The organism is Acidovorax sp. SRB_24 (assembly GCF_012931925.1).
Window position 1 is genome coordinate 1 of sequence record NZ_MWOM01000068.1, and the last position, 19,457, is coordinate 19,457.

The window sequence follows — 19,457 nt, forward strand, 5'->3', positions numbered from 1 at the left end:
TGCGCGCGGCCGTGGTAGGCCTGCAGGCCGGCAAAGCGCAGCCGCGCATGGCGCGCCACGGCCTGGGCCAGTGCCACTGCGGGTGCGCCGGGCGGCACGCCGCAGCGGCCCTGGCCGACGTCGATCTCGACGAACACATCGATGCCGGCGCCGCTGCCGGCCTGGTCCATCGCCGCTGCCAGGCGCGCAATGCCCTCCAGGCTGTCCACCGCCAGGGCCAGGTGCCCGCCCTGCGCCGCCAGCTGCGCGGCCAGGCGCGCCACGCGCAGCAGCTTGTGCGGCGCGATGACCTCGTTGCTGATGAAGATGTCGCGCACGCCGCCTGCGGCCAGGGCCTCGGCTTCGGCGGTTTTCTGCACGCAGGCGCCGGTGGCGCCGGCGCGCTGCAGCAGCAAGGCGATTTCGGCGCTCTTGTGCATCTTGGCGTGCGGGCGCCAGCGCACCCGGTGCTGGCGCGCAAAGCCGGCCATGCGCTCGATGTTGCGCTCCATCGCGTCGAGGTCGACGACCAGCGCGGGCGTGTCGATGGCGTCCACGCCCTGGCCCAGGCAGGTGCGCAGCGCGTCAGGTAAGGGTTTCATCGCGGCTGGCCTGGTCGAGGTGCTGGGTGTCGGCCCAGCCGACCAGCGTCAGGCCGTCCGGCGTCCAGAGCAGGCGGTTGATGGCGGCGTTGGTCAGCTGCCAGGTGCGCGGCGCCTGCAGCTCCTGGCCCGTGGCCAGGCGGTAGAGCACGTCGAGCACGCCGCCGTGCGCCACCATCACCACCAGCTCGCCGCAGTGCCGCGCGGCCAGGCGCTGCACGGTGGCGGCGATGCGCGCGCGCAGCGCGGTCAGCGACTCGCCGCCTTCGGGCGCGAAGTGCGGGTCGCGCTTGCGCCAGCGCCGCGCCTGCTCGGGCAGCTCGGCCTCGATCTCGGCGAAGGTGCGGCCCTGCAGCTCGCCAAAGCTGCGCTCGCGCAGGCCGGGTTCGGGCGTCAGCGGCGCGCCCGTGGTCTCGGCCACGGCCTGGGCCGTGGCGTGCGCGCGCTGCAGGTCGCTGGCATAGATGGCGCCCACGGGCTCGCCCGCCAGCGCCAGACCGAGCTGGCGCGCCTGCCACAGGCCGGTGTCGTTGAGCGGGATGTCGAGGTGGCCCTGGATGCGCGTGTCTACGTTCCAGGCGGTTTCGCCGTGGCGCACGGCAATGATGCGGGTGGCGTCCATCAGCGTGGGATCTCTACATTGATGCGGCGCGGCCCGGGCGGCGGCAGCGGAAAGCCGCTGAGCGCGGCGTCGAACATGGCCCCGAAGACGGCCGGGTCGTCGCTCCAGAGCCCTTCGTGCACCGCATGGGTTTCGTAGGCCACGTTGCCGCTGGCGGCCTCGCGCAGCACCAGGCCGACCTCGCGGCGGTACAGCGTGGACGGCGGAAAGCGCATCGACAGGCCGCCATAGAAGCCGCGCCCGCCCCAGCCCAGGCCGCCCCAGCCCCACCCGGGGTCGTACCAGTCGGGCGACAGCTGGCGCTCGGTGCGGGCGTAGACCTGCGCGCGGTAAAACGGCGCGGTGGCATCGAAGCGCAGGCCCACCTTGGACATCGCCTGCGTGGCCTGGGCCTCGATGGCCGATTGCTGGGCGTCCTGGACTTGCTGCGAGGGCAGGCGCTCGAAGCGGTAGGTGGGCGTGGCGGGCAGGGCGGCCAGGCGCGAGAACGACTGCACGTCGCTGTCGACCAGGCGCTGGCTGGCGCAGCCGGCGAGCGCCAGCGCCGCGCACAGCAGGGGCCATCGGATCCATTTCATGGCAGCTCCTTGGGTGGAAGGGGTGGACGCCGCGGCGCTGGTCTCAGGTGATGCGTACCACCTGCACGCCGGGCAGGCCCGGCGCGGCGGCAAACTCCTCGGTGTCGAAGGCCTTGTCGCCGTTCTCGTCGGCGATGCCGGTGGCGCGCGCGCCCTTGAAATCGTACAGCGCACCGTCGAGCAGGTGGCTCGGCACCACGTTCTGCAACGCGTTGAACATGTTTTCGACGCGGCCGGGGAATCTCTTCTCCCAGTCGCGCAGCATCTCGCCGACCTGCTTGCGCTGCAGGTTCTCCTGGCTGCCGCAGAGGTTGCACGGAATGATGGGGAAGTTGCGGTGCTGCGACCAGCGCTGCGTGTCCTTTTCGGCGACGAAGGCGAGCGGGCGGATCACGACATGGCGGCCGTCGTCGCTGACCAGCTTGGGCGGCATGCTCTTCATCTTGCCGCCAAAGAACATGTTGAGCAGCAGCGTCTGCAGGATGTCGTCGCGGTGGTGGCCGAGCGCTATTTTTGTGGCGCCAAGCTCGTCGGCCACGCGGTACAAAATGCCGCGGCGCAGCCGGCTGCACAGGCTGCAGGTGGTCTTGCCCTCGGGGATCAGGCGCTTGACGATGCTGTAGGTGTCCTCGTTCTCGATGTGGAACGGCACGCCGGTGCTGGCCAGGTATTCGGGCAGCACATGCTCGGGAAAGCCGGGCTGCTTCTGGTCGAGGTTGACCGCGATCAGGTCGAAGTGGATCGGCGCGCGGGCCTTGAGCTTGAGCAGGATGTCGAGCAGGGTGTAGCTGTCCTTGCCGCCCGACATGCAGACCATGACCTTGTCGCCGTCCTCGATCATGTTGTAGTGCACGACGGCGCGGCCGACCTCGCGGCACAGGCGCTTCTCGAGCTTGTGCGTTTCGCGCTCGATCTTGAAGTCGGCCGCCGGGCGCGCGGGCGCTGCGGCGTCTTCGCCCGTCCAGGCGCTGGTCTCCAAGCTGGTTTGGGTTGCGTTCATGTTGTTCACCACTGTCCTGTTTGCATGCGGATCGCTACTTCGCAGTCGTCAAAAATTTCAAGCTTGGCGATTTTCACGCGCACGCCCAGCACGCCGGGCAACTGCATCAGCCGCTGGGCCAGCTTGCCGATCAGGCTCTCGAGCAGGTTCACATGCTCGGCCGTGCACTCGTCGATGATGATCTGGCGCACGCGCCGGTAGTCGAGCACATGGCCGATGTCGTCGTCGCGCGGCGCCAGCGGCTGCACGCCCAGGCTCAGTTCGGCGTCGACCTGGATCGGTTGCGGGGCGTTTTTCTCGTGCGCCAGGATGCCCAGGTTGGCGTCGAAGCGCAGCCCGGTCAGGGTCAGGGTCTGGTTGCCAATGGCTTGGTTCATGGATTGTAGGGTGAGCCTGTGCTCACATCATGGAGAAGTCGCGGTCAAACTTCATCAGGTGCTGGCCGCCGTCGACCAGCAAGGTCGTGCCCGTGACCGAGCGGTTTTCGAGCGCAAAGCGCACGGCATGGGCCACATCGTCAGCCGTGGATGAGCGCCCGAGCGGGCTGAGCGCATGCAGCGCGGCGAACTTTTCGTCGCTCAGCAGGTGGCTGGTCAGCGTCAGGCCGGGCGCCACGCCGACCACCCGCACGCGCGGCGCGAGCGCCAGCGCCAGCATCGTGCCGGCGGCTTCGAGCGCGGCCTTGGACAATGTGTAGCTGACGAAATCGGGGTTCTGGTTCCACAGCTTCTGGTCGAGCAGGTTGACTACGGCGCCGTGCGCGCCGTCCTCGCCCGCGTCGGCGCGCGCCTGCAGGTGCGCGTGCAGCGCCTGCGCCAGCACGATGGGCGCGCCGGTGTTGCTGCGCAGGTGCTGCTCCATCGCGGCAAAGCCGAAGCTGGCGGCGTCGTCGTGCGCAAACAGCGAGGCGCTGTTGACTACGGCGTCGACGGCACCAAAGTGCGCCACCACGCGCGGCAGCAGCGCACGCACGGCGGCCTCGTCCTCGAAGTTGGCATCAAAATGGGCGCTGGCGCCCGACAGCTCTGCGCAGGCAGCTACCGTATCGATAGCGTCCCGCGCGGACGCCCGGTAGTGCACCGCCACCTGCCAGCCGCCGGCGGCCAGGGCCAGCGCAATGCTGCGGCCCAGGCGCCGGGCGGCGCCGGTCACCAGGACGGTGCGCGGACGGGAGGGTTCGGACATTCGGAGGGACAATGCGTGCCGTGACGAAAGAACCAACAAGTTTAACGACCGCCCTGCAAGCCCACATCGCGCAGGCCATTGCAGCGCGCGGCGGCTGGATCGGCTTTGACCGTTTCATGGCGCTGGCCTTGTACACGCCGGGCCTAGGCTACTACGCCGGCGAGCTGCCCAAGTTCGGCGCCATGCCGGGCTCGGGCAGCGACTTTGTGACCGCCCCCGAGCTCACGCCGCTGTTCGGCCAGACGCTGGCGGCGCAGGTGGGCGAGGCGCTTGCGCACACCGGCACCGACGAGGTCTGGGAGTTCGGCGCGGGCTCGGGCGCGCTCGCGCTGCAGCTGCTCGACGCGCTGGGCGGCGCGGTGCGCCGCTACACCATCGTCGACCTGTCGGGCAGCCTGCGCGCGCGCCAGCAGGCGCTGCTGGCCGCGCACGCCGACAAGCTGCGCTGGGTGGACGCGCTGCCGGACGCCTTCGAGGGCGTGGTCGTCGGCAACGAGGTGCTCGATGCCATGCCGGTCAAGCTGCTCGCGCGCCACGGCGGCGCGCAGGGCGGCGTCTGGCACGAGCGCGGCGTGGCCTGGCGGGACGGCGCCTTTGCCTGGGCAGACCGGCCCACCGATCTGCGCCCGCCGGTCGAGATCGAGGGCCCGCACGACTACCTGACCGAGGTCCATCCGCAGGCGGAGGCCTTCCTCCACACGCTGGGCGATCGCCTCACGCGCGGCGCGGCGTTCTTCCTCGACTACGGCTTTGGCGAGGGCGAGTACTACCACCCGCAGCGCCACATGGGCACGGTGATGTGCCACCGCGCGCACCAGGCGGACGACAACCCGCTGGCCGACGTAGGCCTCAAGGACATCACCGCCCACGTCAACTTCACCGCCATGGCGCTGGCCGCGCAAGACCAGGCCCTGCCCCCAGGCCAGGGCTGGAGCGTGCTCGGCTACACGACGCAGGCGCACTTCCTCATCAACTGCGGCTTGCTCCCAAAAATGGAGCTGCAACCGCTGGCCCAGCGGACGCTGGCGGCCAAATTGATCATGGAGCATGAGATGGGCGAGCTGTTCAAGGTGCTGGCGCTGTGCAAGGGCGAGCCCTGGGACGCTCTGGGCTTTGCGCACGGCGACCGCACGCACCGGCTGTGAAATGAAACGACAACCCCCTGAGGCGCTTCGCGCCTTCCCCCTTCCTTCGCATTGCTGCGCAAAGCGGGAAGGGGGACGCCGCCAGCGCTGCGGGGCGGCCCTTGCGCGGCGGATGCTGGCCTGGCCGCGCCTGTTTCAAGCGCTGCGGGTGGCGCGCAGCGCAATGGACCACTGAGATGATCCGCTGGCTCATCGTCGTCTTTCTGGCGCTGGTGCTGATCAACGGCCTCACGCCGTGGCTGCGCCGCCTCGGGCTGGGGCGGCTGCCGGGGGATTTTCACTTTCGCCTGTTCGGCCGCGACTGGTTCATTCCGCTGGCGAGCACGGTGCTGCTGAGCTTGCTGCTGAGCTTGGCGGTGAAGTGGCTCTAGCGCCGAGAAAATGCGGGGGCGGCGCCGCGGCACGTCAGGCAGAGGCGTGCGCAAGGGCGTCCGCGCCGGCATGCGCGACCCGGTTGCGCCCGCCGTGCTTGGCGCCATAGAGCGCGGCATCGGTCTCGTTCATCCAGTCGCGCAGCTGTGCATGCTGCGGCCCGGCCTGGGCCACGCCGATGCTGCCCGTCAGGCGCAGCTGGGGCAGCGCGTGCAGGCGCAATGCCTGCACGCGCTCGCGGATGCGCTGGGCGATGGCCAGCGCCTCGTCGGGCGTGGTGCGGCGGCAGACCACGGCGAATTCGTCGCCGCCGTAGCGGCCCGCGCAGTCCTGGGCGCGCACGCAGTCGCGGATGATGCGGCCCACGGCGCCGATCACCTCATCGCCCACGGTGTGGCCATGGATGTCGTTGACCGGCTTGAAATGGTCGATGTCGATCATCAGCAGGCACGCGGGCTCGCCGCTGGCCTGGGCGTGGCGCAGCGCCGCTTCTGCCTGCTCCTGCCAGTGGTTGCGCGCGTACAGGCCGGTCTGGGCGTCGAGCTGCCGCAGTGCTTCGAGCTGGCGGTTCTGCCGCGAGACGGTGCGGATCAGCCGGTAGCTGGCCATGCTGGTAGCGAGCGTGTGGACGACGAGCAAAGGCAGCGTGCACGCCACCACCGTGAGCGGGCTCTCCAGCCAGGGTGCGGGTTGCGTGACCAGGGTGGCGAGCGCGCCCACGCCCAGCATGCCGGGCAGCGAATGCAGCCACAGGCGCTTGATGCCGGTGCTGATCTTGTCATAGGTGGTGACCGCCACCAGCACCGTGCTGGGCAGCAGGTTGAAGTGCATCAGCGGCACCCACAGACCGACGATGGCCGAGTCGACCAGCAGGTTGCGCACTTCCGCGCGGTAGGGGTCCGCACTGCGGCGCGCCAGCAGGTAGGCCAGGTGCGGCCACAGCAGCGTTGCCACCAGCAGCGCCCAGTGCGGTGCCGGGGCCTGCAGCTCGCGCAGCACACTGCCCACGAGCAGCGCGCCCAGCCCCATGCCCAGCACGCGCAGCGGGTAGATATGGCGTGGGATGCGCTGGCGCGGTGCGGGCGCGGTGTCCTGCGTGGCGGTGGGGAGCGGGTCGGGCATGGTGCGCAGGCGGAAGTGGTTGCTGTTTGTAACACTTGTGCGCAGAGTTGTCACTGCGTCCCGTCTCCGCGCTGGGCCAGGCGCTGGCGCAGCTGCGCCACCTCTTCGATCAGGTCGGCGGTCAGCGCGGCCAGGTAGGGGTCGGCGTCAAACGTCGCCTCGAGTTGCGCGATGCGGCGTGCGCGCACCAGCGTGGTGCCCGTGAAATGCCATTCGCCCGTGCCCGGCGAGGCGACTTCGATCACGCCGGCCTCGACGCGCGCGCTCACCCAGTCCGGGTGGCGGCGGCAGGCGCGCGCCAGCTCTTCGCGCGTGAGCGCATGCTCGTCCAGCAGCTCGCCCAGTTGCACGGGGAGGTGGAATGCGTGGGTCATGGTCAGGCTCCTTCGGCGCGGTGGTTCTGGCGCGGATTGAAGTGCGGGAAGGCCTTGGCCAGCGCGGCATAGGCGGCGCGCGCGCTGTCGCTGTCGGCCGGGGGCTGGGCGATGTCGAGCTCCAGGTACAGGTCGCCCGGCGGCGTCGATGGGATGCCGCGGCCTTTGAGGCGCAGCTTGCGGCCGGGCCGCGAGTGCGCGGGCACGCTCACCTCCACGGGGCCGGTGGGCGTCAGCACTTCGACGCTGGCGCCCAGTGCGGCCTCCCAGGGCGCCAGGGGCAGGGGCTGGTAGACGTCGCGGCCCTCGGCGCGCCAGGGCCCGCCCGGCGTGAAATGCACTTCGAGGAACAGGTTGCCCGCGGGCGCGCCGCCGGTGCCGGGGCTGCCCTGGCCGACCAAGCGGATCAGCTGGCCTTCGCGCACGCCTTTGGGGATCTTGACCTGCAGGCTGCGCTCGTCGGGCACCAGATGGCCGTGGGCGTCCAGGTGCGCGCCGCGCAGGTGGATGGTGCGCTCGGCACCGTGGTAGGCGTCGCGCAGGTCCAGTTCGATCTTGGCGTGGTGGTCGCTGCCCGGCTCGGCATGCCGTCCATCGCCGCCATGCGTACGGTGGCCGCGCTGGGCGTGCTGGGCGCGCGCGGCGCGGCCAAACAGCTGCTCGAAGAAGTCGCTGAAGTCGCCCGCGTCGCCCGCAGTGCCGTCGTCCGAGAACTCGAAGCCCGCGTCCCAGTTGGGCGGCGGCCGGAAATCGCGGCCCCCATGCGCCGCCTGCGCCGCCTGGGCGCCCAGGTTGTCGTAGGCGGCGCGCCTTTCGGGGTCGGAGAGTACGGCGTTGGCCTCGTTGACCTCGCTCATGTGCTGGGCGGCGTGGGGCTCTTTGCTCACGTCCGGGTGGTACTTGCGGGCGAGCTTGCGGTAGGCCTTCTTGATGTCTTCGGCGCTCGCGTTCTTGGCGACGCCGAGAACCTGGTAGTAGTCCTTGAACTCCATGCCGGTGCTCCTGTCCGTGGGCTGCCTGCACTCTACGCGATTGCCGGGGCGCGGCAAGCGTTTCGCTAGGCATGCGAGGGCGGAGGCATTGGATGCTATTTATTTAATAGCTATTTGCGCTTGCTGATAAAGCGTTTGGGTGGTTTTTCATGCCAAAGGCACGCGCGGATCGAACTTGGCCCGCCGGGTGCTGAAGAACGCGCGCACATTGCGCACGTTGGCGTCGCTGGTGAAGAGCCGCTGCGCCAGCGCCAGGTAGGCGGGCATGTCGCGCGTGTGCGTGACCAGCACGAAGTCGGGACCGGGCGAGACGCGCCAGCATTGCTGCACGGCCGCGTCCTGCACGGCGCGCGCCTCGAACGCATCGAGCAGTTCGACGCCCTGGCGCTCCAGCGTGATCTCCACGATCGCCTGCAGACCATGGCCCACCAGCGCCGCCACGCGCTCGGGCTGCAGCAGGGCCACCTGGCGCTCGATCAGGCCGGCGGCGTGCAGGCGTTTGACGCGGCGCAGGCAGGTGGGCGGCGAGACATGCACGCGCGCGGCCAGCGCTTGGTTGCTTTGCGCGGCGTCGTTTTGCAGCAGGTCCAGCAGCAACAGGTCGGTGGCATCAAGATCAAAAAATTCATTCATGTGATTTTTATAGATTTTAATTTCATGAGTGCTATTTTATGGAATATAAGTTCATTTATATACAAATATCAATCGGATATTTCTGAGTGCTGCGCCTACCATGGCACCACTTTCCACCGGAGATTTCTTATGTGCGGCATCGTCGGCGCGGTTTCAGCGCGCAATATCGTCCCCATCCTCGTCCAGGGTCTGCAGCGCCTCGAATACCGGGGCTACGACTCGTGCGGCGTGGCGGTGCACATGGCCAGCCTGGGCGCGGGCGGCGGTGGCCTGCAGCGCGCACGCAGCACGGCACGCGTGGCCGAGCTGCTGGAACAGGTGCAAACCACGCCCGTCGAAGGCGCGACCGGCATTGCCCACACCCGCTGGGCCACGCACGGTGCGCCCGTGGAGTGCAACGCCCACCCGCATTTCAGCTATGGCGCCGGCGCGGACACCGAGCCCGCTGGCGCCGCCGCAGGCCGCGTGGCCGTGGTGCACAACGGCATCATCGAAAACTTTGAAGCGCTGCGCACCCATTTGCGCGGGCGCGGCTACGTGTTCGCCAGCCAGACCGACACCGAGGTCATTGCCCACCTGGTGGATAGCCTCTACAGCGGCGACTTGTTCGAGGCAGTGCAGGCCGCCGTGGCGCAACTGCACGGCGCGTTTGCGATTGCGGTGATGCACAAAGACGAGCCGCACCGCGTGGTCGGCGCGCGCGCCGGCTCGCCCCTCATCCTGGGCGTGGGCCAGGATGGCAAGGAGCATTTCCTGGCCAGCGACGCCATGGCCCTGGCCGGCGTGACCGACCAGATCGTCTACCTCGAAGAAGGCGACCTGGTGGACCTGCAGTTGGGCCGCTACTGGGTGGTGGGGCGCGATGGCCGCTCGCTCGCGCCCGCGCAGCGCCCGGTGCGCACCGTGCACGCGCACAGCGGCGCGGCCGAACTCGGGCCCTACCGCCACTACATGCAAAAGGAGATCTTCGAGCAGCCGCGCGCCATTGGCGACACGCTCGAAGGCGTGGTCGGCATCGTGCCCGAGCTGTTTGGCGACGGCGCCTACCGGGTCTTCCAGGAGATCGACTCGGTGCTCATCCTGGCCTGCGGCACCAGTTACTACAGCGGCTGCACGGCCAAGTACTGGCTGGAGTCCATCGCCAAGCTACCGACCCAGGTCGAGGTGGCCAGCGAATACCGCTACCGCGAATCGGTGCCCAACCCGCGCACGCTGGTGGTGACCATCAGCCAGTCGGGCGAAACTGCCGACACGCTGGCCGCGCTGCGCCACGCGCAGGGCCTGGGCATGCAGCACACGCTGACCATCTGCAATGTCGCCACCAGCGCCATGGTGCGGGAGTGCAAGCTGGCCTACATCACGCGCGCCGGCGTCGAGATCGGCGTGGCCAGCACCAAGGCCTTCACCACGCAGCTGGCGGGTCTGTTCTTGCTGACGCTGGCGCTGGCGCAGGCCAAGGGGCGCCTGAGCGAAGCGCAAGAGGCCGAACACCTCAAGGCCATGCGCCGCCTGCCCGTGGCGTTGCAGGCCGTGCTGGCGCTGGAGCCCCAGATCATCAGCTGGGCCGAAGACTTTGCCCGCAAGGAAAACGCCCTGTTCCTGGGCCGCGGCCTGCACTACCCGATCGCGCTCGAAGGCGCGCTCAAGCTCAAGGAAATCAGCTACATCCATGCCGAGGCCTATCCGGCTGGCGAGCTCAAGCATGGCCCGCTGGCGCTGGTGACCAGCGCCATGCCCGTGGTCACGGTGGCGCCCAACGATACGCTGCTGAAAAAGCTCGAAAGCAACATGCAGGAGGTGCGCGCGCGCGGCGGAGTGCTCTATGTGCTTGCCGACGCCGACACGCGCATCGACAGCAGCGAAGGCGTCCACGTCATCCGCATGCCCGACCACTACGGCCCGCTCAGCCCCTTGCTGCACGTGGTGCCGCTGCAGCTGCTGGCCTACCACACGGCCTGCGCGCGCGGAACGGATGTGGACAAGCCCCGCAACCTCGCGAAAAGCGTCACGGTGGAGTAGCGTGGGGTGATGCAGCAAGGGCTATTCCGGGTAATTAAAGTCGTAAACATGCAAATAAAGTCGTAAACAAGCCTCTAGCATCCATGCGGGTTTGCGGGCAGGTGATTTGTAACCGTAAAGTCGTAAACATAGATCCAGTTGATTCTTGGGTGGAATGAATGCGAGCCTTGCTCCCTTAGGCCATGCAACGATTGCTACAGAAAAAAGAGCGCTCTTCCCGAGCGCTCTTTTTTGTTGGTGAAAAGCCAATCGTTTTTCGTCATGGGCAGCCTGTTGGAGCTGTGGTGACCGCATCAGGCTGATAGCGGCCGCCCTGCATTAATCGCCGGATGACTGCTAATGGTGACACTGGAAGTTGGCCAACCTTGGCCTGGATGCCCTGTACCTTTTGAAATGGTCACTCCACGGATGGGAGCACGGCCGGCAAAGCCTACTTGCGGCGCTAGTGGCAGCCGGTATTGAACCGTCCCGGAGCGGGCTCGATAAGTCCAACCGGCAGGCTTGACAATGGCATTCTGATGAAAACACCCCCACTCAATCCTCTCAAGGTCTTTGAAGTCGTCGCACGCACCAGTAATCTCACGTTGGCGGCCAGCGAGCTGAATGTGAGTCAGTCGGCCGTGAGTCGGCAGGTGGCCGTGCTGGAGGAATACCTGGGTGTGCAGCTCTTCGCACGCGAACGAGTTGGCGTGCGACTTACCGAAATCGGAGAAACCTACGCACGCAGGATCGGGCCGGCGTTCAAGGAAATCTCCGCCGCCACCGCTTTCATCACGCAAAAATATTCCAACAACGTCATCCGCGTGCGCACCTACACCACGCTCACGGCGCGCTGGCTAATCCCGCGTCTGCCGCACTTCAAGGCACAGCACCCGGAGGTGGAGGTATCCATCCTCAACAGCAACGCGCAGCTGGATTTCGGAGTGGAGAAGTGCGACCTTGCCATCGTGCTGGGCGTCGGCGCCTGGCCCGACGCTGATGCCACGCTGTTGCTGGAGGACGTCGTGGAGCCGGTCTGCGCGTCTGGTTTCATCGAGGGCGCGGCGACCCTAGAAGGGCTGCGCGGAAAGCGCCTGCTGGTCTCTAAGTACCGCAAGGACGACTGGCCGCGCTGGCTCGCGCACGCGGGAATGACCGATGTGTTCGAGACGGCCGAAAAGATGGTTTTCAGCAGTTCCATCCTCACCTGGCAGGCGGCCATGGACGGCCTTGGCATTGCCATCGGCCAGCAGCATATGCTGGACTCCGACTTCCAGGCCGGCCGCCTCGTGCGCCCTTTCGCACGCCCGCTAAGCACGGGCCAGGGTCACTACATCGTCACGCCGGCGCTGCAGCGCCACTCTGACAAGATCGCCGCGTTCAAGGACTGGCTGATGCGCGAGGCGAGGCAACTATGAAAAGGTGAGCTGCTTGTTCCTGCAGATAGTGGATTTCTAGCGGATTTGACTCCGAAATACAGGCCAGGTATGCGCAAGAAGTTAGGCTTCTTGAGCGCGCGCCAGGCGGTAGATTGCCGGATAGTAGTTCATCGCATAGCCGCGGGAGCGCTTTGGTCATGGCTGCCGCGAACGCATGCCCTCGCGAAGACCAGTCCCCCACAGGCGGTATGCCGGCCGCACCAGAATCAGCACCGCTACCAGCCGCGTCACCTGCAGGGCGGTGACGAGGGGTACGCCCAATTGCAGCGCCTTGGCGGTGATGGACATCTCCGTCATGCCGCCAAGCGCTGTGCCCAGAATGGCGGTAGCCGGATGCAGCCCCGTGACCCATACCAGCAACACGCCAAACGCAGCGCAGGCCGCTATCAGGCCCACGGTACCCAGCGCCACGCGCGCGAGCCAACGCGGCGCGGTGTGCAGGAATTGCGGGCTGAAGCGCACGCCCAGGCTGACGCCGATGACCAGCTGCGCCGTGTTGGATAGCAGCGTGGGCACGGTCGCAGGAGCCGATTCGCTGGCGGCCAGCCCGATGGCCATCAGCAGTGGGCCGAGAAACCAGGGGTTGGGTAGGCGAAGCAGCTTCAGGGCCAAGCCCCCTGCCACAGTAAACAGCGCCAGCCATGCCCCGCCCACCACCGTGAAGGGCGCGCTGGCCGTTGGAGCGTGATCCACCACCTCCAGGTTCCACCAGAACTTCGCCAGCAGCATGCCGAAGGGCATGACCAGCAATACGATCAGCATGCGCGCAGGCTGTGCGAGGTGGCAACGAGGTCGGTACGCGCGCCTTCCCTCTCGGCGAGCAGCGTCATCTCGGATGCCGCGCCGATGGCACCGTGAAGTAGGCCGAGGGTCGCAGCGCCTCATCGTGCACGCCGCGCAACCGGCCTGCGCAGGAGCGGTACAGCCAGTGTCCATACACCATGCCGAGCACCAGCGACCAAGCGACCGCCGCCCACCACAGGTTGACCAGCTGGGTCACGATGGTGGGCGTGAAATACAGACCCAGCGACGCGCCCATCATCCATTGCCCACCATTGCGCAGCCGCAGGCTGCTGCACGTGGGCAGACCGGCCAGCGTGGCCTGTGCCGTGGCGAGCAGCGGGCCGACCATCCACGGCACAGGCATGTGCAGGCGGCGGCAGATTTCGGCAGCCGTCCAGGCCAGCAGGAGAGTGAGGAGTTTGGATGGAGCGCTGCGCATGGGCCGTCAGAGATCCAGCAGGTGTGTGCGCGTGTCCAGTGCCCAGAGGCCGTCCAGCAAGGTGCGCGCACGCTCATCGCCTACCACCGGCGCGGCCAGCTCCATGAATTTGCCGGAGAGCTCTTCGTCCGTCAGGGGCTGCTCTGGATCGCCTTTGCGCGTGGGTTGCAGGTACTCCGCTTGCCGGCCGTCCGTGGTGGCGAAGTGCAAGCGCGCGGCCCGCTGGCCCGGAAAACCCGTATCCAGCGCGGGATCGACTGTGAGTCGGATGCGCGCCATGAGCGCGCGGATTTCCGCATCTTCCAGGCGCTCGGGCGTGAAGGCCGACAGGCGCACGCTGCCGTAGATCAGGGCCGTAGCCACCACGAATGGGATGGAAAAGCGCGCCTCAGCCGCAGTGCGGGGCGTGAAGTTGCCTGCCACCGCCAGCGCCGGGCCGTAGGTGGCGACCTCCACGGCGTCCAGCTCCTGCCAGCGCAGGCCCATGCGCGTCTGCAGTTCCAGCGCGCCGTCGATGGGCGCGAAGGTGTGGCCGCAGCAGGCGTGGTTCTTAAACGTCATGCGTGTGATGTGGAAGTCGCGCCCTAACGTGGAGGTGGCCTGGCTCCAGTCGGGCGCGTCACCCATGGCCCGGCCCATGCCGGCGTCACCATCGAGCACGTCGAGCGAGCCGGTCACACCGCGCTCGGCCGCCAAAGCGGCCAGCACGCCAGCCTCGGCGGCGTGGCCCGCATGCAGCGGCTTGGACATCGAATCCATCCGAAACGCCTGCTGCAGACCGGCCGCAAAGGTGGCACCCGTGCAGAGCGCGTGCGCTTGGCGCTCGGCGTCCAGTCCCAGCAGCGTGGCTGCGGCTGACGCGGCGCCAAAGGTGCCCACCGTGCCCGTGTTGTGCCAGTAGCGGTAGTGAGCGCGTCCCAGCGCCGCACCAATGCGCGTGGAGACCTCATATCCCGCCACCACGGCGCGGATCATCTGCAGCCCGGTGGCCCGCCGCGCCTGGGCCATCGCCAACGCGGCGGCGATGGTGGGGGCGCCGGGGTGGTAAATGGCCTCGCGGTAGATGTCGTCCACCTCGACGGTGTGTGCGGCCGTGCCGTTGATGAGCGCTGCCGTGCGCACGGTGGCCGCACGGCCCAGGGCCAGTCGTGCGTCGCCACGGTCCAGGTCTTCGGCCAGGGCCTGCTCCAGCAGCGTGGGCGGGGGCTCGATGGCGCCAGGCAAGAGCGCCGCGTACCAGTCAACAATCGCGCGCTTGGCATGGTGGATGACTTCGGGCGCGAGAGTTGCCTGGTTCAGGGACGAGGCGAATTCGGCAAAGCGTTGGGCGGCGGTCATGAGGTTCAGCGATGTTGTTTGCATGGGTACGTATCGTCGCGCGTGCGGGTGTTGCTGTGAACTTCGCAGAAGTGGTGGTGGTATGAGTATTTGTAGGGGCTCCTGACAAAAGACGAAGTTCTCAAAACAGGGAGGCGTCGGCACTATTGAGCCAACTTACACACCCCCGCAGGAACGCACATGGATTTCAAACTCAGTGAAGAGCACCAGGCATTTGCCGACTCGGTGGCACGTTTTGCTCAGGCCAAGCTCAAGGACGGCGCACTGGCGCGTGCGCATTCGCCCCACTACCCCTGGGAAACGGCCGCGCTGCTGGCCGAGCAGGGCCTGTTGGGCATTGCCTTCCCCGAGGAAGACCACGGCCAGGGCGGCACGCTGATGCACGCCGTGCTGGCCATCGAGCAGATCGCGCTGGTCTGCCCCAAGAGTGCAGACATCGTGCAGGCGGGCAACTTCGGACCCATTCGCACCTTCGTCGAGTACGCCACGCCCGAGCAAAAGCAGCGCTTTTTGCCCGACCTGCTGGCGGGCCGCAAGCTGATCTCGCTGGGCATGAGCGAGCCCGATGCCGGCTCTGCTGTCACCGAACTCAAGACCAGTGCCCGCCTGGACGGCGACCACTATGTCATCAACGGCAGCAAGGTGTTTTCAACCCATAGCCCGGAAGCGGAACTGTTCTTGATCTATGTGCGCTTTGGGCCTGGCGTGGGCGGCATTGGCTCGGTGCTGGTTGAGCGCGGCACCCCCGGCTTTCAGGTCGGCACACCCTCGAACTTCATGAACGGCGAGCAGTGGTCGCAGCTCTATTTCGATGAGTGCCGCATTCCAGCCGCCAACGTGCTGCTGGGGCCGGGCGGCTTCAAGAAGCAGATTTCCGGCTTCAACGTGGAGCGCCTGGGCAACTCCTCGCGCGCACTGGCGCTGGGTCGCTACGCCTTCAACGCGGCCCGTGAGCACGCCATGACACGCAAGCAGTTCGGGCGCGAACTGTGCGAGTTTCAGGGGCTGCAGTGGAAGTTTGCCGACATGGCCATGAAGCTGGAACAAGCGCAATTGATGTTGTACCGCGCGGCCATGGAGGGTGAACATGGCCTGCCCAGCGCGCAAAGCACGGCCATGGCCAAGCTGGCTTGCAACATGGCCGGCTGGGAGGTGTCCAACGATGCGCTCCAGGTGATGGGCGGCATGGGTTTCAGCCAGGAGTCGCTGGTGGAGTACTGCGTGAGGCGCACGCGCGGCTGGATGATCGCCGGCGGCTCCATCGAGATCCTGAAGAACCGCATCGCCGAAGGCGTGTTTGGCCGCACGTTCTCGCAGCGTTCAAGCAAAGACTGAAAACTACAAATCACGGAGACAGATATGAATCGTCGCAATTTCTCGGTGGCCGCCTGCGCGGCGCTGACTCTGGCCATGGCCGGTGGTGCCATGGCCGATGCCGCCTACCCCGCCAAGCCCGTGCGTATCATCGTGGGCTATTCTGCAGGTGGCCCTACCGATCTGGTTGCGCGCATGATCGCGGTTCATCTGCAGACGCGGCTGGGCCAGCCTTTTATAGTGGACAACCGCCCCGGCGCCGGATCCAACATCGCTTCCGAAACTGTGGCCGCTGCCGCGGCCGACGGCTACACATTGCTGGTAGCCGCCGCTCCGCTCACGATGAACAGTTACGTCTACAAGAAGCTGAAGTTCGACGCCGTCAAAAGCTTCACGCCCATATCCAAGCTGTCCTCCTCGCCCGGCGTGCTCGCAGTGCGGCCCGACCTGGGTGTGGGCAATGTCAAGGAGCTTATCGCCCTGGCGAAAAAAGAGCCGAGCAAGCTCACCTACGGCACCACCGGCCTGGGCGGGTCGCAACACATGGCAACCGAATTGCTCCAACGCCTGGCGGGCGTGCAGTTCACGCACATCCCCTACAAAGGGGCCAGCAATGTCATGACGGATTTGATTGCTGGGCATGTGGATTTGGCCTTTGTGTCCGCCAGTGGCGCCATGTCGTTTCTGCAGGCGGGCAAGGTGAAACCCCTGGCGGTGGCTGGACCGCAGCGTCTGTCGGGCCTGTCCGACGTGCCCACCTTCGCGCAGGTGGGTTTTCCGGCGATGGTTTCGGACTCGTGGAACGGCCTGCTCGCCCCGGCGGGCACGCCCCCTGTCATCGTCAATATGCTCCACGCAGCAGCCGTCGAGGCGCTACAAACCCCTGAAATCAAAGCCAAGCTGGAGTCCTTGGGCGCTATCGTGATCGGCAGCAGCCCCGAGGAGTTTCGCGGCGACATCCAGCGCGAGGTCGCGCACTGGGGCGAGCAGTTCAAGAACATCAAAATCGACACGCAATGAAACCACACAACGACAACACGACTGCGCTGGCACAGGCGCTTTTCCATCCGGTCAGCATCGCCCTCTACGGCGCCTCGGACGACGTGAGCAAAATGGGCGGGCGGCCCGTGCAGTTCCTGAAGCGCTCGGGTTTTGCCGGTCGCATCTATCCGATCAACCCCAAGCGGGCCGAGGTTCAGAGCCTGCAGGCCTGGCCCAGCCTGCAAAGCCTGCCTGAGGTGCCAGACCAAGTCTTCGTGCTCACGCCCACAGAAACCGTGATCCCAGCGGTGCGCGAATGCGCGGCCTTGGGCGTGAAAGTTGTCACCATTCTGGCCAGTGGATTTTCCGAGTCCGGTACCGAGGGCATGCAGCGCGAAGAAGAACTACGCCAGATAGCCCGCGAGACGGGCATCCGCGTCCTCGGTCCGAGCAGCCTGGGCGTGGTCAACCCGCGCACGGGCCTGGTGCTTACGGCAAACGCAGCCTTTGCCGAGCCGGACATCCCGCCCGGGAAAGTTTTCGTCGCCTCGCACAGCGGCAGCATGATCGGCGCGCTGGTCTCGCGCGGAAAGGCGCGCGGCGTAGGTTTCGCTGGGCTGGTGTCGGTGGGCAGCGAGGTGGATCTGAACGTAGGCGAGATCTGCGCTGCCACTCTGGATGACCCTGCAATAGAGGGCTATTTGCTGTTCCTGGAAAGCATGCGCCACGGCCCCGAACTGCGAGCCTTCGCGCGCGCGGCGCACCGGGCGGGTAAGCCGGTGATCGCCTACAAGCTCGGGCGCAGCGCCGCAGCCGCCGAGATGGCCACCACCCACACCGGTGCCATTGCGGGCGAAGACGACATCGCCGACGCCTTTTTCAAGGATTTGGGCATCGCCCGTGTGGGCGTGCTGGACGCGCTGCTCGAAACCTTCCCGCTCGCCAAGCGTATTCCGCTGGAGAGTGCACCCAAGCGCGTGGGTGTGGTCACCACCACCGGCGGCGGTGCGGCGATGGCTGTGGACCAGCTCGGTATCCGGGGCGTGGTCGTGGAACCGCCTTCCGCAGAAACGCTCAAGCGCCTGGAGCAGGCTGGCCTGCCCTGCACGCCCGGCCGCGTGCTCGACATGACGCTCGCGGGTACGAAGTACGAAACCATGAAGGGCACGCTGGACATCTTGCTCGCTGCACCCGAGTTCGACTTGGTGCTGGCCGTAGTAGGGTCGTCTGCGCGCTTCCAGCCGCAACTGGCCGTCAAGCCTATCGTCGAATGCGCAGGGCAGCCCAAGCCGCTCGCGGCCATGCTGGTGCCCGATGCACCCGAGGCGCTGGCTGCGCTCACCGCGGCGGGCGTACCGTGCTTTCGGTCGCCCGAGGCCTGCGGCGACGCCATCGCCGCCGTCCTGGCACGCCGGCAGCCCGGCCAGGAGCCCGTCACGTTGGCACGCCAGGCCGCCGGGACCACTCTGAGCGAGGCCCAGGCCTACGGCATCCTCGACGAGATCGGCCTGCCGCACGCGCCCACCGCTGTCCGGCGATTCGATGCCGACGCGACCCAGCTCCTGCCGTTTGCCTACCCGGTCGTCGCCAAGGTCTGCTCCGCTGACATACCGCACAAGACCGAAGTGGGCGGCGTGGTGCTCAACATCCGTAACGAGCAAGAGTTCGCAACCGCCATCGCCACCTTGCGGCAGAACCTGGCCGACAAAGCGCCCCAGGCGGCTTGTGAGGAGGTGCTGGTGCAGCCCATGCAGAAGGGCCTGGGCGAAGTCTTGGTGGGCTACCGGGTGGACCCTGAGGCCGGCCCTATTGTGATGCTGGCCGCTGGCGGCATCTGGGCGGAGGTCGCCAAGGACCGCAGCATCCGGCTCGCGCCGGTCACGGTCGAGACCGCGCGCGAGATGATTACCGAGGTCAATGCGCTCAAGCCGCTGACGGGCCTGCGTGGCAAGGCGAAGGGGGACCTGGATGCCTTGGCGCGTGCGGTCAGCGCGCTCTCGCAACTGGCGCTCAAGCCCGAGTTGCGCATCGTCGAGGCCGAGGTGAATCCGCTGCTGATTTTACCCGAAGGCCAGGGCGTGACGGCTGTCGATGCACTGATCTTCCAGGCATGACCCTGTGCCTGCCTGACCCGAGAGACGTAGTGGCGGCCCGACGCCGCCTTGCGGCAACTGGCTGCCCAGGGGAGCCGCCACGAAACGCGGCACGATGGTGCGCGCCTGTGCTGGCGGCGGCGTCACTACGGCAGACACAGGCAAAAGCGTTTTCGTCGGCAGCGAAATTGCCAAGAGCGACTACCCCGAGCTCACCGCCGCCAAGGTGATCGTCTCGGGCGGGCAGGCGCTCGGGAGCAAGGAAAAGTTCGAAGAAGTCATCACGCCGCTGGCCGACAAGCTGGGAGCCGCGATGGGCGCGGCGGTGGACGCGGGCTACGCGCCCAACGACTGGCAGGTCGGGCGACGGGCAAGATCGTCGCGCCCGAGCTGTACGTGGCCGTCGGCATCTCGGGGGCGATCCAGCACCTGGCGGGCATGAAGGACTCGAAGGTGATCGTGGCGATC

The 19,457-nt window shown here is 67.2% G+C and carries 18 protein-coding genes and 2 pseudogenes; 8 read left to right on the forward strand and 12 right to left on the reverse strand.

The annotated features are described in order from the left end of the window. From B2J89_RS17655 to B2J89_RS17680, 6 genes are all read right to left on the reverse strand, one after another. Window positions 1-581 (reverse strand): alanine racemase (locus B2J89_RS17655; protein ID WP_205763876.1); only part of this gene is annotated, 581 nt, incomplete at its 3' end. Continuing rightward, window positions 565-1,203 (reverse strand): histidine phosphatase family protein, encoded by a 639-nt coding sequence (locus B2J89_RS17660; protein WP_169170280.1) that lies wholly within the window; start codon window positions 1,201-1,203, stop codon window positions 565-567. The genes B2J89_RS17660 and B2J89_RS17655, both read right to left, overlap by 17 nt. Further along, window positions 1,203-1,781, reverse strand: a complete 579-nt coding sequence (locus B2J89_RS17665; protein WP_169170281.1) for a DUF4136 domain-containing protein — start codon at window positions 1,779-1,781, stop codon at window positions 1,203-1,205. The genes B2J89_RS17660 and B2J89_RS17665 overlap by 1 nt, the downstream gene beginning before the upstream one ends. Window positions 1,782-1,824: 43 nt before the next feature. Further along, entirely contained in the window at window positions 1,825-2,781 is a 957-nt protein-coding gene (gene ttcA, locus B2J89_RS17670; protein WP_169170282.1) for a tRNA 2-thiocytidine(32) synthetase TtcA, read from the reverse strand. A gap of 5 nt (window positions 2,782-2,786) precedes the next feature. After that, entirely contained in the window at window positions 2,787-3,158 is a 372-nt protein-coding gene (locus B2J89_RS17675) for a dihydroneopterin aldolase (RefSeq protein ID WP_169170283.1), read from the reverse strand. A 22-nt stretch (window positions 3,159-3,180) separates the two neighbouring features. Beyond that, the gene (locus B2J89_RS17680) at window positions 3,181-3,966 is read right to left on the reverse strand and encodes an SDR family oxidoreductase (RefSeq protein WP_169170284.1); all 786 of its coding nucleotides are present in this window, start codon (window positions 3,964-3,966) and stop codon (window positions 3,181-3,183) included. An 11-nt stretch (window positions 3,967-3,977) separates the two neighbouring features. Here B2J89_RS17680 and B2J89_RS17685 point away from each other — a divergent pair, with 11 nt between their 5' ends. Together B2J89_RS17685 and B2J89_RS17690 are read left to right on the forward strand one after the other, a co-directional pair. After that, window positions 3,978-5,111 (forward strand): class I SAM-dependent methyltransferase, encoded by a 1,134-nt coding sequence (locus B2J89_RS17685; protein ID WP_169170285.1) that lies wholly within the window; start codon window positions 3,978-3,980, stop codon window positions 5,109-5,111. Window positions 5,112-5,287: 176 nt separating this feature from the next. Further along, window positions 5,288-5,482 (forward strand): DUF2905 domain-containing protein, encoded by a 195-nt coding sequence (locus tag B2J89_RS17690; protein WP_169170286.1) that lies wholly within the window; start codon window positions 5,288-5,290, stop codon window positions 5,480-5,482. Between the two features lie 34 nt (window positions 5,483-5,516). Here B2J89_RS17690 and B2J89_RS17695 read toward each other — a convergent pair whose 3' ends face one another. From B2J89_RS17695 to B2J89_RS17710, 4 genes are all read right to left on the reverse strand, one after another. Beyond that, window positions 5,517-6,605, reverse strand: a complete 1,089-nt coding sequence (locus B2J89_RS17695; RefSeq protein ID WP_169170287.1) for a diguanylate cyclase — start codon at window positions 6,603-6,605, stop codon at window positions 5,517-5,519. Window positions 6,606-6,655: 50 nt separating this feature from the next. Beyond that, window positions 6,656-6,979, reverse strand: coding sequence for a MerR family transcriptional regulator (locus B2J89_RS17700; RefSeq protein ID WP_169170288.1), 324 nt, complete (start codon window positions 6,977-6,979; stop codon window positions 6,656-6,658). 2 nt (window positions 6,980-6,981) lie between these two features. After that, window positions 6,982-7,971 carry a DnaJ C-terminal domain-containing protein gene (locus B2J89_RS17705; RefSeq protein ID WP_169170289.1) on the reverse strand — a complete coding sequence of 330 codons (990 nt, stop codon included), beginning with the start codon at window positions 7,969-7,971 and terminating at the stop codon, window positions 6,982-6,984. 147 nt (window positions 7,972-8,118) lie between these two features. Continuing rightward, the gene (locus tag B2J89_RS17710) at window positions 8,119-8,604 is read right to left on the reverse strand and encodes an Lrp/AsnC family transcriptional regulator (protein ID WP_169170290.1); all 486 of its coding nucleotides are present in this window, start codon (window positions 8,602-8,604) and stop codon (window positions 8,119-8,121) included. Window positions 8,605-8,733: 129 nt separating this feature from the next. Here B2J89_RS17710 and glmS point away from each other — a divergent pair, with 129 nt between their 5' ends. Together glmS and B2J89_RS17720 are read left to right on the forward strand one after the other, a co-directional pair. Then, entirely contained in the window at window positions 8,734-10,623 is a 1,890-nt protein-coding gene (glmS, locus tag B2J89_RS17715) for a glutamine--fructose-6-phosphate transaminase (isomerizing) (protein ID WP_169170291.1), read from the forward strand. 518 nt (window positions 10,624-11,141) lie between these two features. Next, a complete protein-coding gene (locus B2J89_RS17720) occupies window positions 11,142-12,020 on the forward strand; it encodes a LysR substrate-binding domain-containing protein (protein WP_173024823.1) in 879 nt (292 codons plus the stop codon). A 156-nt stretch (window positions 12,021-12,176) separates the two neighbouring features. Here B2J89_RS17720 and B2J89_RS17725 read toward each other — a convergent pair. Both B2J89_RS17725 and B2J89_RS17730 read right to left on the reverse strand, forming a co-directional pair. Continuing rightward, a pseudogene (locus B2J89_RS17725) lies at window positions 12,177-13,263 on the reverse strand (AbrB family transcriptional regulator). Window positions 13,264-13,269: 6 nt separating this feature from the next. Beyond that, window positions 13,270-14,601, reverse strand: coding sequence for an MmgE/PrpD family protein (locus tag B2J89_RS17730; protein WP_169170296.1), 1,332 nt, complete (start codon window positions 14,599-14,601; stop codon window positions 13,270-13,272). A gap of 180 nt (window positions 14,602-14,781) precedes the next feature. On the opposite strand from B2J89_RS17730, the gene B2J89_RS17735 reads away from it, so the two are divergent. From B2J89_RS17735 to B2J89_RS17750, 4 genes and pseudogenes are all read left to right on the forward strand, one after another. Then, on the forward strand, window positions 14,782-15,936 hold the full coding sequence (locus B2J89_RS17735) for an acyl-CoA dehydrogenase family protein (RefSeq protein WP_169170292.1): 1,155 nt from the start codon (window positions 14,782-14,784) through the stop codon (window positions 15,934-15,936). Window positions 15,937-15,960: 24 nt separating this feature from the next. Continuing rightward, a complete protein-coding gene (locus B2J89_RS17740) occupies window positions 15,961-16,935 on the forward strand; it encodes a tripartite tricarboxylate transporter substrate binding protein (protein ID WP_169170293.1) in 975 nt (324 codons plus the stop codon). Continuing rightward, a complete protein-coding gene (locus tag B2J89_RS17745) occupies window positions 16,932-19,010 on the forward strand; it encodes an acetate--CoA ligase family protein (protein WP_169170294.1) in 2,079 nt (692 codons plus the stop codon). The genes B2J89_RS17740 and B2J89_RS17745 overlap by 4 nt, the downstream gene beginning before the upstream one ends. 130 nt (window positions 19,011-19,140) lie before the next feature. Beyond that, a pseudogene (locus B2J89_RS17750) lies at window positions 19,141-19,457 on the forward strand (electron transfer flavoprotein subunit alpha/FixB family protein); the annotation flags it as partial.